This is a genomic window from Serratia sp. AS12 (genome assembly GCF_000214195.1).
Lineage (GTDB): Bacteria > Pseudomonadota > Gammaproteobacteria > Enterobacterales > Enterobacteriaceae > Serratia > Serratia plymuthica.
This window is the reverse complement of sequence record NC_015566.1, coordinates 3934950-3950512: the sequence shown is the minus strand read 5'-3', so window position 1 is coordinate 3950512 and position 15563 is coordinate 3934950. Positions and strand designations below refer to the sequence as shown.

14 protein-coding genes are annotated in these 15563 nt (G+C 59.0%); 1 reads left to right on the top strand and 13 read right to left on the bottom strand.

Annotated features, from left to right (window positions below; genetic code table 11):
- Positions 1 to 33: 33 nt before the first annotated feature.
- The 7 genes from SERAS12_RS18480 to SERAS12_RS18450 all read right to left on the bottom strand — a co-directional run bounded on the left by SERAS12_RS18480 (position 34) and on the right by SERAS12_RS18450 (position 9460).
- On the bottom strand, positions 34 to 960 hold the full coding sequence (locus tag SERAS12_RS18480) for a transglutaminase family protein (RefSeq protein ID WP_013814053.1): 927 nt from the start codon (positions 958 to 960) through the stop codon (positions 34 to 36).
- Complete coding sequence (locus tag SERAS12_RS18475) at positions 957 to 3449, bottom strand: circularly permuted type 2 ATP-grasp protein (protein WP_239440948.1); 2493 nt, start codon at positions 3447 to 3449, stop codon at positions 957 to 959. The genes SERAS12_RS18480 and SERAS12_RS18475 overlap by 4 nt, the downstream gene beginning before the upstream one ends.
- A gap of 105 nt (positions 3450 to 3554) precedes the next feature.
- Positions 3555 to 6842, bottom strand: coding sequence for a DUF2126 domain-containing protein (locus tag SERAS12_RS18470; RefSeq protein ID WP_013814051.1), 3288 nt, complete (start codon positions 6840 to 6842; stop codon positions 3555 to 3557).
- Positions 6843 to 7105: 263 nt separating this feature from the next.
- Positions 7106 to 7297, bottom strand: a complete 192-nt coding sequence (locus tag SERAS12_RS18465) for a YpfN family protein (RefSeq protein WP_004951808.1) — start codon at positions 7295 to 7297, stop codon at positions 7106 to 7108.
- 2 nt (positions 7298 to 7299) lie between these two features.
- Positions 7300 to 7974: a M15 family metallopeptidase gene (locus tag SERAS12_RS18460; RefSeq protein ID WP_013814050.1), complete on the bottom strand. Its 675-nt coding sequence runs from the start codon at positions 7972 to 7974 to the stop codon at positions 7300 to 7302.
- A complete protein-coding gene (gene dapE, locus SERAS12_RS18455; protein ID WP_013814049.1) occupies positions 7971 to 9098 on the bottom strand; it encodes a succinyl-diaminopimelate desuccinylase in 1128 nt (375 codons plus the stop codon). Before dapE ends, SERAS12_RS18460 begins: the two co-directional genes overlap by 4 nt.
- Positions 9095 to 9460 carry an ArsC family reductase gene (locus tag SERAS12_RS18450; RefSeq protein ID WP_013814048.1) on the bottom strand — a complete coding sequence of 122 codons (366 nt, stop codon included), beginning with the start codon at positions 9458 to 9460 and terminating at the stop codon, positions 9095 to 9097. Before SERAS12_RS18450 ends, dapE begins: the two co-directional genes overlap by 4 nt.
- A 226-nt stretch (positions 9461 to 9686) precedes the next feature.
- Here SERAS12_RS18450 and SERAS12_RS18445 point away from each other — a divergent pair, with 226 nt between their 5' ends.
- The gene (locus SERAS12_RS18445; RefSeq protein WP_013814047.1) at positions 9687 to 10112 is read left to right on the top strand and encodes a GNAT family N-acetyltransferase; all 426 of its coding nucleotides are present in this window, start codon (positions 9687 to 9689) and stop codon (positions 10110 to 10112) included.
- A gap of 15 nt (positions 10113 to 10127) precedes the next feature.
- Here SERAS12_RS18445 and SERAS12_RS18440 read toward each other — a convergent pair whose 3' ends face one another.
- From SERAS12_RS18440 to SERAS12_RS18415, 6 genes are all read right to left on the bottom strand, one after another.
- Positions 10128 to 10733, bottom strand: coding sequence for a GNAT family N-acetyltransferase (locus tag SERAS12_RS18440; protein ID WP_013814046.1), 606 nt, complete (start codon positions 10731 to 10733; stop codon positions 10128 to 10130).
- A 22-nt stretch (positions 10734 to 10755) separates the two neighbouring features.
- Positions 10756 to 11076 carry an isochorismate lyase gene (locus SERAS12_RS18435; RefSeq protein WP_013814045.1) on the bottom strand — a complete coding sequence of 107 codons (321 nt, stop codon included), beginning with the start codon at positions 11074 to 11076 and terminating at the stop codon, positions 10756 to 10758.
- Positions 11077 to 11093: 17 nt separating this feature from the next.
- Positions 11094 to 11525: a GNAT family N-acetyltransferase gene (locus SERAS12_RS18430; protein WP_013814044.1), complete on the bottom strand. Its 432-nt coding sequence runs from the start codon at positions 11523 to 11525 to the stop codon at positions 11094 to 11096.
- A 9-nt stretch (positions 11526 to 11534) separates the two neighbouring features.
- Positions 11535 to 12014 (bottom strand): tetratricopeptide repeat protein, encoded by a 480-nt coding sequence (locus tag SERAS12_RS18425; protein WP_013814043.1) that lies wholly within the window; start codon positions 12012 to 12014, stop codon positions 11535 to 11537.
- Positions 12015 to 12147: 133 nt separating this feature from the next.
- Complete coding sequence (locus tag SERAS12_RS18420; RefSeq protein ID WP_013814042.1) at positions 12148 to 14319, bottom strand: TonB-dependent siderophore receptor; 2172 nt, start codon at positions 14317 to 14319, stop codon at positions 12148 to 12150.
- Between the two features lie 9 nt (positions 14320 to 14328).
- Positions 14329 to 15399, bottom strand: coding sequence for a YncE family protein (locus SERAS12_RS18415; protein ID WP_013814041.1), 1071 nt, complete (start codon positions 15397 to 15399; stop codon positions 14329 to 14331).
- Between the last annotated feature and the right edge of the window lie 164 nt (positions 15400 to 15563).

The window sequence follows — 15563 nt, the reverse complement described above, 5'->3', positions numbered from 1 at the left end:
CCCCTGACGGGCGTGGCTATGCTGCGCCCGCTGTCATTGCGGCATCACCGTAACCTGAACGTCCAACTGGTGAGCGCCCCCGCCAAAAATAATGCCGTGCATCGGGCTGACATCGCCGAAATCGCGGCCCCAGGCCACGGTAATGTGCTGGGTATCGGCCAACACATTGTTGGTCGGATCGATATCTACCCAGCCATAGGGCGGACAATAAACCGACACCCAGGCGTGAGAGGCATCCGCGCCAATCATTCGCTCCTCCCCTGGCGGCGGCTGCGTGAGGATATAGCCGCTGACATAGCGTGCCGCCAACCCCAGCGAACGCAGGCAGGCAATCTGCAGGTGAGCAAAGTCCTGACAAACCCCTTTCTTCTCCCGCAACAGAGTTTCTACCGGCGTGGCGATGGTGGTGGCCGTCGGATCAAAGGTAAAGTCGTTGAAAATGCGCCCGGTAAAATCCAGCAACGCCGACAGCAGAGGCCGTTCCGGGGTAAAGCTCGGCAGGGCGTAGTGGCTCAGTGCGTTATCGATGGGAATAAAAGTGGAAGGAAACAGGTATTGAATGGGATCCAACACCTCGGTTCCCCCGTTGGCCAACTGTTGGCGTACCCGCTCCCAGGACAGGCTGTTTTCCGCCACCCATTGTGCGGCGTGCGGCAAGACCAGCACTTGCGAATCCACCCGCACGGTCAGTTGGGTATGCGGCGTTCGCAGGGCGAATTGCACCAGGTGGTTGCCGTAAAAATCGTCCAGTTCAAACCATTCATCGGGCTGCGGATCTACCTGGATCCGCGAAGCGTGACACTGTTGCCAGGCCAGATTGCGCGGCGACAGCCGCAGCAACTGGCGCGAATGCGGCACCGGCAGGCTGTATTGGTATTCGGTCACGTGACTGACGCTATAGCGGCTTCCGTCGGTGGGCGTGAGAGATTGGCCGGCAGTTTGAGTTTGGCTTTGGCTCATTCGTCGTTTCCCGTGCTGTAGTGGGGGCCATGGTTGAAGAAGCGCAGGCCAATCTGATCGGACAGCCGGTCCAGCGCCAGTTGCAACTGCGACACCGATTCTGACAAGGGGTGTGGGCCGCCGGCAAACCCGGCGTTACCCAGGCCGGCAATTTTCTCCGGCAGATCGAAAATGGCCTGATCGGTAAAAGGCCCGAACTGGTCGGTCAGTTTTTTCAGGTACTCCACCAGCCCCTTCAGCAGGAACATCACCGAGCGCGGATTCTCCTGGCTGGTCAACAACAGCGGCAGGGCGGTGACCAGCTCCGGCCGTTGCGGATAACTGGAGCGGTAGGTGATGGTGCTGTCGCACAACTCCAGCCACCATTCAAGCCCGGCGTTGCGCACTTCGTCATCGTCCAGCACCAGCGTCAGCATATGCGTCACCTGCTGCAAGCGTTCCAGCCGACGGCCAATACTGAGGAAGCGCCAGCCTACGTCACGCGTCATGCCGTCCAGCGCAAAACCGGAGAGCGCCATCATATGCCCGATCGCCTGATCGAGAAACGCCAGCGCCTCCGCCAGGTTCCAGCGCTGGGCCTGATGGCGCTGTTCCAGATCCTTGGCCAGCCGGTTGAGGATATGCCAGTTGTCCAGCGAAAGCCGCTCACGCAACTGAAAACCGATACGCAGCAGTTGCTGCAACGTGCCGGCAAACCCCTGTGGAATTTCCGGGTTGAACAGCGCTTCCAGCAGCAGGGTGTTCAACTGTTGCGGTGCCAGTTCTTCCAGCGGAGAGGCTTCGTCGTTCGGCAGCAGACCGTAGTGCAGGCAAAGCTCCATCACGGCTTTATGCTGCTGTTCGCTGCCTTCGTCTTCGTCGAGCCGCAGGGTGAGGGTGGTACGCAGCAGGCGAGCGATATTGTCGCAGCGTTCGGTATAGCGGCCCAGCCAGAACAAGTTTTCAATCACCCGCGTGGACAGCGTGTGGCCGGTCGGCGGCAACTCTTGCCTCAGCACGCCGGGCCGCGGCGGTGGCGCGGAAGGCGGTGCCAGCACCCAGGTATCCTTGCTGCCGCCGCCCTGCTGCATGGTCACGATCTGGCGGCTGTTGGGGCCGGAGATGCGGGTCAGGCCGCCGGGCATCACCCGGTAGCCGTCTGGGGTGGCGACGGCGAATACCCGCAGGCAGGTGGCATGGTTTTGCAACTGGTAGGGCGGGCGCGGGGACAGCCCCGGCGCCTGCGACAGGCCGATCAACTCCTGGGCGACATAGTTGTAAGGGCGCGCGCGGATGCGTTCCTTTAGTTGAGCCAGCTCGGTGGCGCTCAGATCGCCGGCGATGCAGGTCCTGATGCGCAACTGCGGGAAAGCGCCTTTGACAATCAGGTTAGGCAGGTTTTCCAGCACCGTTTCCCTTGCGGTGCTTTCCCCACACCACCAGGAAGCGACCGAAGGCAACAGCAGCGGTTGCCCGAGGATCTGTTGGCTGAGGTTTGGCAGAAAGCCGTACAGCGCGCCGGTTTCAATCAGGCTGGAACCGAGCGCATTGGCGATCAGCACCTGGCCTTCTCGCGCCGCCTGGATCAGCCCCGGAATGCCCAGCGAAGAGTCGGGGCGCGCCTCCAGCGGATCGCAGAAGTCATCATCCTGCCGCCGTAAAATCACATGCACACGCTGCAGGCCATCCAGGGTTTTCAGCCAGACGCGCCCCTGGGACACCATCAGATCCTGGCCTTCTACCAGCGGGAATCCCAGATGCCGCGCCAGATAGGCATGCTCGAAATAGGTTTCATTGTAAGGGCCGGGGGTCAACACCACGATGTGCGGGGCTTCGCCATCACCGGCGGCGAACGGTGCCCAGTGGCGCAGGCTCTGTTGCAGCGTGCGGAAAAAGGTATTCAGCCGCTGTACTTTCAGGTCCCGGAACTGTTCCGGGAAGGCGCGGGAGATCACCGTGCGGTTTTCCAGCGCGTAGCCGGCGCCGGAAGGGGCCTGGGCGCGATCGGCCAGCGCCCACCAGCGGCCATCGGCGGAACGGGCCAGATCGACGGCGTACAGATGCAGATAAACGTTGCCCGGGCAGCGAATGCCGTGCGCCGGGCGCAAAAAGCCGGCATGCCCATGCACCAGCGCAGGCGGCAGCAGGCCATCGCGCAGCAGGGTCTGCTCGCCGTACACGTCGGCCAGAATACGGTTCATCAGTTCCGCACGCTGGACAATGCCGGATTCTATCTGCTGCCATTCGTCGTGGGGAATAATCTGCGGCAACAGGTCCAGTTCCCAGGGGCGTTTAACCCCTTGCGGATCGGCGTAGACGTTGTAGGTGACGCCGTTTTCGAAAATCTGGCGCGCCACGTGGTTGAGGCGGCTTTGCAGCTGTTCGTCCGGATAGGCGGCCAGCTCGGCGGCAAAACGCTGCCAGTGCGGGCGAAAGGTTGCCTCGCCGGCAAACAGCTCGTCATAGTGTGCTTGCGAGTGGCGATAGCGGGTAAATAGTGATTGCGGCATAGGCATTGCGTTCCCGTTTTCCATGAGGCCTTGCGACGGCAGCTCCCTTGCGGCGCAGGCCGGCACCTTCCTGGTACCGACTTGCGCCCTTCCTGTATCGAACGTTTATTTCCAGCGCAAATCGAGCGTGAACGGGAAGTTCGGATTGCGCGTCTGGGGTTCGATGGTTAACTTTCCAGGCGTATGACCCATCTGCAAGAAACGCGCCAGCCTGCGGCCCTCCGCCTCATAGGCATTGATCGGGTGGGTATCGTGGCTGCGTCCACCCGGATGGGCGACGTGGTATTGGCAGCCGCCCAGCGAACGTTGCATCCAGGTATCCACCAGTTCCACGGTCAGCGGCGCGTGTACACCAATGGTGGGATGCAGGCTGGCTGCGGGTTGCCATGCCCGGTAGCGAACGGCGCCGACCGCCTCGCCGACGTTGCCGGTGGGTTGCAGCGGCACCGGGTGGCCGTTGACGGTCACCTGGTGGCGATCGTCATTAAACCCGGTGACTCTGATCTGCAGACGCTCGACGGATGAGTCAACATAGCGCACGGTTCCGCCGCTTGCACCTTCTTCGCCCATCACATGCCAGGGTTCCAGTGCATGATCGATTTGCACCTGGACGCCGTCGGCGGAGAATTCGCCATGCTGCGGGAAGCGGAAGGCGAAGTGTGCGTCGAACCAGGTGGCTTCAAACGGGTAGCCAAATTCACGCAGTTCGGCGAGTACGTCGTTAAAGTCCTGGCGCACAAAGTGCGGCAGCATGAAGCGATCGTGCAGTTCGGTGCCCCAACGGCGCAGCCGCTCCGGTTGATAAGGTTGCTGCCAGAAACGGGCCAGCAACGCCCGCAGCAATAGCTGTTGGGTGAGCGACATCCGGGCATGCGGCGGCATTTCAAAAGCGCGCAGTTCCAGCAGCCCAAGGCGGCCGCTGGGGCCATCCGGCGAATAGAGCTTGTCGATGCAGAACTCCGCCCGGTGGGTATTGCCGCTGGAGTCGATCAGCAGGTTGCGCAGCAGACGGTCGATAAGCCAGGGTTGCGCTTCCTCGCCCGCCTCCGGGAAGCGGCTAAAGGCAATTTCCATTTCATAAACCGAGTCGTTACGCGCCTCGTCAATGCGCGGTGCCTGGCTGGTCGGGCCGATAAACAGGCCGGAGAACAGATAGGAAAGCGACGGGTGGTTATGCCAATAACCGATCAGGCTGCGCAGCACGTCCGGGCGGCGCAGGAACGGGCTTTCCGCCGGGGTGGCGCCGCCCATCACCATATGGTTGCCGCCGCCGGTGCCGGTATGGCGGCCATCGATCATGAACTTTTCGGTAGTCAGGCGCGACTGGCGTGCGGCGTCGTACAGGAAGGTGGTCTGCTCCACCAGTTCGCCCCAACTGGCCGCCGGCTGAATGTTGACTTCGATGACGCCGGGATCGGGGGTGATGCGAAAACAGGTCAGACGCGGGTCAGAAGGCGGTTCGTAACCTTCCAGCACCACCGGAATACCCATTGAGAGCGAGGTGGCCTCAATGGCCTCCACCACCTGCAGGTAATCTTCCAGCGTGCGCGTCGGCGGCATGAACAGATAAAGAATACCGTTGCGCGGCTCGGCGCACAACGCAGTACGGGCAATCCAGTCCGCTGACTGTTTTTGCTCCGGGCGCTGGGTTACCGGCTGAAGTTGGGCATGGTCGGCTGCAGATGAATGCGGTTGCAGCAGTTGGCGATAGGCCGGCAGCGTCGGGAAAGACTGATGCGGATCGGCGCTGTGAATGTAGGGATAGTCGCTTTTATGCACCCAGGGTTGGGAATCCAGCGGCAAACGGTAACCCAGCGGTGAATCCCCCGGCAGCAGGTAGCAGTGCTCGCTGCGCAGGAACCAGGAGCCGCTTTGCCACGGCTGGTTCTCTTCTCTGGCCAGTGGCAGAACCTGGCCGATGATAGCCCCCAGACCTTGTTCAAACACCTTGTGCAACCGCGCCCGCTCCAGCGGATCTTCCAGCCGGGAGTCAGACGGGTCGACATTGTCTGGCAGACGTCGTTCGCGCCACAGGTAGTAGAGCGGGTCTTCATAAGCCGGGAAGATATGTTGGCCGGAAACCTCCAGATACTGCGCGACGCGTTGCAGGAAATCCGCCGCCTGCCCGGTGGTGACCGCAGAAGGTTCGCGTTCATCGGCAAACATGGCCGGATCGGCCAGCGGCTCGCCGTCCCGACGCCAGAAGCAGTTGAGCGACCAGCGCGGCAGTTGCTCGCCGGGGTACCATTTGCCCTGACCAAAATGCACCAGCCCGGCGGGGGCGTAGCGCTCACGCATACGCTGGAACAGCTCGGCAGCACGCAGGCGCTTGGTTGGCCCCAGAGCGTCGGTATTCCATTCATCGCCGTCAGGATCGTCGACGGCGACGAACGTCGGCTCGCCGCCCATCGTCAGATGAACGCCGTTGGCCTGCAAATCGCTGTCAATCTGATAACCGAGCGCGTCGATGGCCTGCCATTGTTCCTCGCTATAGGGTTTGGTCACGCGCGGCACTTCGTCCACGCGGGCGACGGCCATCAGGTGCTCAAATTCGCATTCGCACTCATCAATCGCGCCGCTGATGGGGGCGGCGCTGGAAGGTTCCGGCGTGCAAGCCAGCGGAATGTGCCCTTCACCGGCAAATAACCCGGAGGTGGGATCCAGGCCAATCCAACCGGCACCGGGCAGGTAAACCTCAGTCCAGGCGTGCAGATCGGTGAAGTCTTCCTCCGGCCCCGACGGGCCATCCAGCGATTTGACGTCCGGCGTCAGTTGAATCAGATAACCGGACACGAAGCGAGCGGCCAGACCAAGGTTGCGCAGGATCTGCACCAACAGCCAGGCGGAATCGCGACACGAACCGCTGCGCAGGGTCAGCGTCTCTTCCGGCGTCTGCACGCCAGGCTCCATGCGGATGGTGTAACCGATGTGCTGCTGCAATTGCTGGTTGATCGCCACCAGGAATTCCGCGCTGCGCTGGGCTTCATCGGGGATGCTGCTCAGGTAGCTTTCCAGCTCGGGGGTCAGCGGCTGGCAGTGCAGATAGGGCGCCAGTTCGATTTTCTGCTCTTCCGAATAGCAAAACGGAATATGTTCCGCCTGCGGCTCCAGGAAGAAATCGAAGGGGTTAATCACTGACATTTCAACCCGCATATCCACTTCCACGCGGAAGTGGTCGGTTTTTTCCGGGAACACCAACCTGGCCAGGTAGTTGCCGTTAGGATCCTGCTGCCAGTTGATAAAGTGATTTTCCGGGGTCACTTTCAGTGAATAAGCCAGAATAGAGGTGCGGCTGTGTGCGGCAGGGCGCAGGCGTATGACTTGGGGACCCAGGTTGATGCGTCGGTCGTAGCGGTATTCGGTAACGTGGTTTAGCGCAATATTAATAGCCATAAGCTCGAGCCTCAGAATAGGGGAATCTGAAATCGGGTCACATCAGTCTGCTGATGCCATGCTGTAGCCGTTACCGTGGAGGGTGGTGCTTTGGTTAACCCCCGTCTGTATTCAGACCGTTTTAACTGCTGGGAGTGTGATGACCATCACGTTAACCAATTAGGGTTAAATCTAGAGGCAATTTTTTGAGAAGTCGATTCTTTTTTCTGCGGGAAAGAGGCGAAAATGAAGCGCCGCCCTCGGGGGACGGCGCACACAGGCGGTTAAGGTTTTTTCTTCGGCCAGTTGTCGTCTTCGTCGTCCCACTGGGCGTTATTATCGCGGTGTGGCGGCAATTCCGGCTTATCGGCGAGGTAACGTTTTACGTCGACGCGACGCAGCTCTTTGATCCCGCTGATGATCATCCCGGCTAAAATCAGCAGGATAATCCACCAGTAGTCAGCTAACCATTGCATGTTTACTCCTTTCCTTCACTGCGTATAAAACGTGAAAATATCGCGGGCAGATGGCGTTCAAGCCATTCGGCACCGGCAACGTCCTTATTTTGCCAGGCGGCCAGCAGCAGCGCTGGCGTCAGCAGATGCTCGGCTTCCTGCGCCAGCGGCCGGTAGCTCAGATGCCAGGGTTCTACCGCCACGCCGTCGCCGTCTTCGGTGAACGGGCGGTAAAAGCCAAATTCTGCCATATGTTCCGTCATCCACTGATTGAGCGGATAAAAGTAACCGCCTTCCTCATATTCCCACGGCTCCAGTTGCAGCTTTTGCCCTTCCGGTAACAAAGAAGGGTCGTACACGTCCAGATCGCTGCCCCAGTGATGGCGGCTGGCGCCCGGCAGGGCGGACCAGCGCAGGATTGCTTCGCAGCGCTCGGCGGCGGACAGCGGCTCGATGTCGAGTGGTCGACTGTCTTTATCTAATACTGGGCGCTCGCCGCAGAATTTGCCATTCCAGATCGCCAGTTGCCGATCGAAATCACGAAATGTGCTGGCGGGCTGCAGATCGAACCCGGCCGCCAACGCGGCCTGCTGCATGGCGAGGAACGCGGTCACCGCCGCGGGCTGCAGGCGATGGTTGCCGCTCAGCGGCGCCAGATGATCGGTCGAGAGCCCGGTGAGCATGGTTGGCGTGATCATGCGACCAACTGCTCCATGATGCGCTGATACATGCGGCTCAGCAGCTGCAAATCGGCGGCGTGCACGCATTCATTGACCTTGTGGATGGTCGCGTTGACCGGCCCCAGCTCGACCACCTGCGCCCCCATTTGGGCGATAAAGCGGCCGTCTGAGGTACCGCCAGTGGTCAGCAACTGCGGCGTCAGTTCAGAATAGTGTTCGACGGCATTAACCACCGCGTCCACCAGCGCACCGCGCGCGGTCAGGAACGGCTGGCCGGACAAACGCCATTCGATGCTGTAGTTCAGCTGATGCCGCTCCAGCAACTCTTCCACGCGCTGTTTTATCGTCGCGTCGGTTGACTCGGTGCTGAAACGGAAGTTGAACTGGACGAACAGGTCGCCCGGGATCACGTTGTTGCTGCCGGTACCGGCCTGCACGTTGGCGATCTGCATGCTGGTCGGTGGGAAGAATTCATTGCCGCGATCCCATTCGGTCGCCACCAACTCATTGAGCGCAGGCATGGCGCGATGCACAGGGTTATCCGCCAGGTGCGGATAGGCGACGTGGCCTTGAATGCCGTGAATGTGCAGGTTAGCGGTGATCGAACCGCGGCGGCCGTTTTTCACCACGTCGCCGACGCGTTCGGTGCTGGACGGCTCGCCGACCAGGCAATAATCCAGGCGCTCGTTGCGCGCCATCAGCGCTTCTACCACTTTCACCGTGCCGTGAGTGGCACTGGCCTCTTCGTCGGAGGTGATCAGGAACGCCAGGCGGCCCTGATGGTACGGGTTGGCCGCCACAAAGCGCTCCGCCGCCACCACCATCGCCGCCAGCGAACCTTTCATGTCCGCCGCGCCGCGGCCATACAGCATGCCGTCGCGAATGGTGGGTTCAAACGGCGGGTTGTCCCAGCGTTTTTCATCGCCGGTCGGCACCACGTCGGTGTGGCCGGCAAACGCCAGCGTTTGCCCTTCGCCGCGCCAGGCCCAGAAGTTCAGGGTGTCGCCGAAGTGCATCGGCTCAACGGTAAAACCAATCGCTTCCAGACGTTCAATCATCAGCGCCTGGCAGCCTTCATCGTGCGGGCTGAGGGACGGGCGTTTGATGAGCTGTTGAGCCAGTTCGATAACCGGGCAAATCATGCTGTTACCTCAGAAATAAATTGCTGGTAACCTTCGGCGCTGAAGCCGAGCAGGGCGTGCCCCTTGCCGTCGTCCAGCAGCGGGCGTTTGATGATTGCCGGCTGCGCCAGCATCAGCGCGATGGCCGCATCGGCATTGTCGCAGGCGTTGCGCTGCGCTTCATCCAGCTTGCGCCAGGTGGTGCCGCGGGTATTCAGCAGCGGTTCCCAGCCCAGACGTTCGACGAACCCGCGCAACTGCTGTTCATCCAGCCCGTCGGCGCGGTAGTCATGAAATTGATAAGTCACGCCTTGCTCTTCCAGCCAGCGGCGCGCTTTTTTGATGGTGTCACAATTTTTGATGCCGTACATGGTCAACGTCATGGAATAAGAACCTTCTCTGCAACCCAACACCGGCATGGCGCCAGTGGTAAACCGCCGTGGCGGTAAAATGAAAACCAGCGCCCAGCATGCCGAAAAATGGCGGGGAGTTCCACCGTACAATGGTCCGAAAGCCAGGGAAAGGGCGAAAAAATTCAGGCCGCATTCAGTGTGGCAAATGTTTGCTAATCTGAATGCGGCAACCTGCCATCCTATCGGAGAGAGTAATGTGGAAAAATACCGTATCGAAACCACCGAGTACGCCGTCGATAAAATAGAAGCGCTGATCGCGGAAGGGCTGAATCAGTATAACGATGAGGTGACCGGCAGCAGCGATCGTCGCCCGCTGGCGGTGACGGTGAAAGACCCGAGCAGCGGTGAGGTGCTTGGCGGCATTACCGGGCGCTCTTCGCTGGGCTTGCTGTTTGTGGATTTGTTTTATCTGCCTGAATCAATGCGGGGGGCTGGCCTGGGCAGCGAACTGCTGCGCCGCTTCGAGCTGGAAGGGCGCCGCAGGGGGTGCGTTTCCGCAGTGCTGTACACCATCAGCTTCCAGGCACCGAGGTTTTATGAACTGAACGGTTGGACGCGCTTTGGCGAAGTGCCTTGCCTACCGGCAGGCACCAGCCGAATTTTTATGTCGAAGACCTTATGAGCTGACCCGCGGCAATCACTCCCTGGTCTGGCGTAATTTATACTCCAGGCTTTTTTTAACCATTGGCCATTCATGGTCGATGATCGAGAAAACCACCGTATCGCGATAGCTGCCATCCGCATTTTTCTGGTGGTTTCTCAGCACGCCGTCTTGCTTGGCGCCCAAACGCGCGATAGCCGTTCTCGATGCGTGATTGTGCCAGTGGGTGCGAAACTCAACGGCAATCACCGCCAGCGCTTCGAACGCATAACCGAGCAGCAGGCGTTTGCACTCGGTGTTGACGGCGGTTCTCTGATGGCTTTTGGCGTACCAGGTATAGCCAATTTCAACGCGGCGGTTGTGCCCATCGGCATTGCAAATGCGGGTGGTGCCGACAATCTTTTGCGTGTCGTTATGCACCACGACAAACGGCAGTGCCCGCCCGGCGGTCTGTTCGCTCAGGGCGAAACCGACATAATCATCGACGGTGTTTTCGTTGGGCGCCGAAGTAAACCAAAGTTCCCAGAGGCGCCCATCAGCGGCCGCCTCCACCAGCGCCGCCGCATGTTCTTTGCGCAGCGGGATCAGGCTGACGGTTTTGCTTTTCAGCTCGGTTTCGATAAGCCAGGATGAGTCAGACATTTGCCGCTATTTCCCCTTGCGTTCACTTTTCGCCGTTTTCACGCGACCAGTGTTTCATCTCTTCGCCAATAAAATAATTAACCAGGTCGCGATACATTTTTTCTATCACTTCTGGGCTTAAGCCCTGTTCATCGGCCCAGGCTCTTCTTTGTTGCAGCATGGCTTCGAAGCGCTCTTTGGCCCGCACCGCATCGGGACTGGTTTTGAATTTGGCGGCGGCCTTCACGTAGGCAAAGCGCTGGGCGATCAGTTTAATGATGTGTTCGTCCAGCATGTCGATTTCCGCGCGGATATCGCCCATGCCCGCACAGTCTTGCGGAGAAAGTTTATTCTCAATAATCACTCTGGGTTTCCCTTTTTTTAGCGCACATAGCCATTTTGTTGCAGGCGATCCAACGCCGGGCCATCGGCATAGACCATGCCGGTAGTCAGCTCGCGGAAGTGGTACTTTTTATAGAATTCCAGTTTGTCGGGTACCGAATAGATAAACACTTTACCGAGCGGCGCCAAATCCTGCATCACCCGATCCATCAGCAGCCTGCCCAGACCGCGGCCCTGATAGTGGGGATGGATAGCCACGTCGGCCAGGTAAGCGACCGAGGTCATGTCGCTGATGGCGTGGGCGGTGGCCACCAGTTCGCCGTCGAGGTATCCCCAATAGCAAAACTGGCTGTGCTGATAAACGCGCTGCAGCTGATGCGGATCACGCTGGCCCAGCCCGGCGGCGGCCAACAACGCGGCCAATTGCGACCAGTCGATGCGGTAGCGGTTTGGGTCGGTCACCATCTCCATGCTTCTCTCCTAGCCGATGCGGTCCAGATCGGCGGCGTATTGACGGATAGCGCGCTGATAGCTGCTGATGTCGCGATACGAGGAGGTTTCCGCCAACAGAAGCAACAGATCGGCCACCGCCTGTTTGGTTTCCCCCAGGTTGTACAGCGTCATGGCGCGGAACAGGGTGAGCTCTTTGGCCTGCGGGAACTCGGCCAGCCCATTGTCGAAGGCGGCCAGCGATTGCTGATACAGCCCGAGTGCGCGGTAGGTGCTGCCCAGACCAAGCCAGGCCTCCTGCCGCTGGGCCGCCGGCAGAGTGCGAGCCAGTGCGGAGAGGTAGCAGGGGATCGCCTGCTGCTCAAAACCTTGTACGTCGTACAGGCAGGCCAATTGGTAGTGCAGCGCGGCCTCTTCCGGTTTTTGCAGCAACTGTTGCTGTGCCAGTTCGGTCGCTTCCTGATAGCGGCCCAGCTGTTTCAATTGTTCGATAGTCAGCGTAGGGGACATGTTATGGCCTCAGAAAAGTGGAGGATTTTCTCCCCTTGGCACGCTACTACGGAAGAATTCATCCTACAAGAAATATAGGCATCAGAACGTGGTCGGCCCCGTTATCCGGGGCCGGTTTTTTAGGGCAGGACGATCAGAACTCGTGCTTCAGCGTCAGCATCAGATTACGCGGATCGCCATAGTTGCGGGTGCTGTAGAAATTCGCCTGCGAGTAGTATTTCTCGTCAAAAACGTTGTTCAGGTTAAGCTGCACTGAGGTCTGCGGGGTGAGTTTGTAACGTGCCATCGCATCGAACAGGACATAAGATCCTTGCTCGGCCTTGCGGTCCACAAACTCGCCGTTGTTGGCCCCGGTGACGTTGGCGTAAATGCTGCTCTGCCAGCGTGCGCCGCCGCCCAGCGTCAGATCGCGCAGAGCGCCCGTCAGCTGATAGGTGGTGAACAGGTTGATGCGGGTACGTGGCTGCTCGGTGTTGAGATTAACCTTGTCCTTGTCTTTCAGTGAGAAATGGGTGATGCCGAGCTGGGCGTTCCAGCCCTGCGCCAGTTCACCGCTCAGTTCGAACTCAACCCCTTTGCTGGTCGCGCCCTGGCTCTCATGATAGGTCTGTTCCAGCGAGTTCGGATCGCCGGCGTTCTCGTCCTGCACCCCAAGGTTGTCCTGCGTGATGCGGAACGCCGACAGCGAAACGTTGAGCCGGTCATCCAGCAGCGCGGCCTTGATACCCACCTCTTTATTCACCCCTTCAATTGGCGCCAGGTAGTGGCCGCTGCTATCGAGCAGGTTTTGATCCTTGAATATGTCGGTGTAGCTGGCATAGGCGGAAACCTGTTCGGTCAGCTTATAGACGGTTCCCACGAACGGAGTGACCTTGTTCGCGGTGGTGGTCGTGGTGTTTTTAAAGCTGTTGAAACGGGCGCCGAGCACCAGATCCAGCCGATCCGTCAGCGAGAAATCGGCGCTGCCGTAAACGCCGATCTGCCGCGTGCGGTAATCCATTTGCGGCATTTTATCCGACCACTCAGGCTCGCCCTGGCCGCCGTTCCAATCTCGCAGGCTACCGCTGAACTGCTGCGAGTAAGTGGCGCTGCGATAGGTGCTGTAACTGTGCTGCCAGGCGGAAGAGTTACCCACCACAAATTTGTGGCTGCGGCCCAGCAGGGTGAAGTCACCGTTCAACTTCATGTCTATCGCATGTTGATCACGGTAGCCTTCATAGCGCCCGGCATAAGGGTTTGAAGGTTGTACCGCCCAGGTTGCCGGATCGATCAGCCCGCCGAGGCTCATCGCCATTTTGGCATCGAACGCCTGGCGGCTGTGGGTATAGTTGACCACGCCTTTCCAGTCGTTATCGAACTCATGTTCCAGAGTGGCGAACTGAGTGGTCAGGGTGGTATCCCAGCTTGACCAGTCAGAGGCGCCGTTATAGTGCCGATCCCAGTTAATTTCACTGCCGTCGCTGAACCAGCCTGTCGGCAAAGCGCCGCCCCAGGTGGAGGTTTTCGGCCTGTTTTGCTGATAATCGGCCCCCAGGCGCAGCAGGGTATTGCTGCTCAGATCGGCCTCCAGCGTGCCGTAGACGGTGCCTTTGCGCTCCTGATGCCGTTCCATAAAGGATCGGCCGCGTTCGCCGGCCGCGGCGATACGTACTCTGACGGTGCCTTCGTCATTGAGCGGCGTCCCGACATCAACCGTGGTCCGGTAGCGGTCCCAGGAACCTGCGGAAAGTTCGGCTCGGGCAAAAGGTGAAAGGCTGGAGGCTTTCTTTCTGACCAGGTTGATGGCGGCGCCCGGATTACCGTTACCGTTCAGCAAACCCGCAGCGCCCCTGACAATCTCCACGTGATCCAGCGTGATTGCGTCAATCTCCGATTCTCCGCCGGAATAGCCGGAGTCAAAGAAGGTGGGGACGCCATCGTATTGGTAGTTATCAACGCTGAAACCACGGTAGTTGAACGAGGAGCGTTCGCTATCGTAATTGCTTTCGCTGACCCCGGTGGACCAGCGCAGGATTTCCTTCAGCGACGTCGCGTTGAGATCGTCCATTTGCTGGCGAGTTATCACCGAGACCGACTGCGGCGTATCCTTGATGCTCAGCGGCAACCCGGTCGCCGTGGTCATCTGTTTGGTGGTATAGGAGCCGGTGTTCTCGGTGCTGCCGTCATCGCTAAAGGGCGAGGCGACCACCTCAAGGGTATCTTCTTTCTGAGTGCGGGCGGTCCGCTCGGTATCCGCCGCTTGTGCAACCATGACCGGGAGGCACAGCAGCGCTCCCCCGGAAAGGCGAATCATAAAACTAGTCATGGATAAGTCTCACAGTCCGCCAAGGTTGATCTTAATCAGATAGTCCTGCTTCTTCTCCATCTCTTCTTTGGACTGCTTGATGCTGGCGAAGAGCGTATTGCCGTCTGCGGACAGCGCGAGGCTATTGGGCAAGGCGGTGGTAGTGATGCTGTTTTTCACCTGGTAGCTGTTGCTGTCAACGATGCTGATGCGCTTGGCTTCACGGTGGCTGATGTAGATCTCATTGCGCGCCGGGTTGAACAACACCGCCAGGGAATTGATCACGTCAATCTGGTGCAGGATTTTCCCGCTATTCACATCGACAACCAGCACCTTCGGCAGATCGGGATCGGTGATGAAAGCGCGGCCGGTTTTGCTGTCCAGATTGATGTTGAGGAAGAAGTGTTTCTTGGCGGGTTCAACCACCACGCGTTTCAGGATTTTGTGGCTGGCGGTGTCCAGGGTGATCAGTTCGCCACCGCCGTTGACGCAGTAGAGGCGGCCACGTTCGCTGTCCAGCGCCATGCCGGTAGGGTATTCGCCCATGTTGCTCAGGGTGGCGATTTTCTTCCGATTGGCGGTATCGATAACCCACAACACGCCTTTTTTCGCGGTGCCGGAGACATACAAACGCTGGTTTTTCTTATCGAGCACCATCTCGCGCGTTGGCGTGAACTGGTCTTCTTTCACGCTTTCATCGAGCTGAATGGTGGCGAGTTCTTTGCCTATCTGGGTGTCGATCACCGTCACCGATCCGTCCACGGTATTGCCGATATACAGCAGATGCCGTTGTTCATCCAACGCGGTGGCGAAGGCGCGGCGTTGGGTCTGAATATTGGCGTCGGTGGCCAGTGTGGCCGGGTTGACCCGATAGACGATACCGGTGTTTTTCCCTTTGGCGAATGACGGCGTAGAGGCGGCAAACAGGGTGTTGTTTTCGCCGTCAAAAGCCAATTCGTACAGGCCATATCCTACCGGTTTGGTCTGAAAATGACTTTCGGGCAGTTCGGCAGCCAGCGTTGAGCAAGACCACAGCAGCAGGGCAGACGTCAGGGCGCTGAGAGAAAAACCTTTGGTTGGGGCGATCAGGTGCATCGACATAGACATTCCTTTACATCAATTTACGATTTGTTGATGCTAATGATATTGATAATTAATATCAATATCATTTAATTAATCATTGATCTGATTTTGTTTTACTTATTGAAATAAAACGTGTTTATTTAAATGATCGAATTTTTTGTTCTGTTTGTTACGCCTTTTTT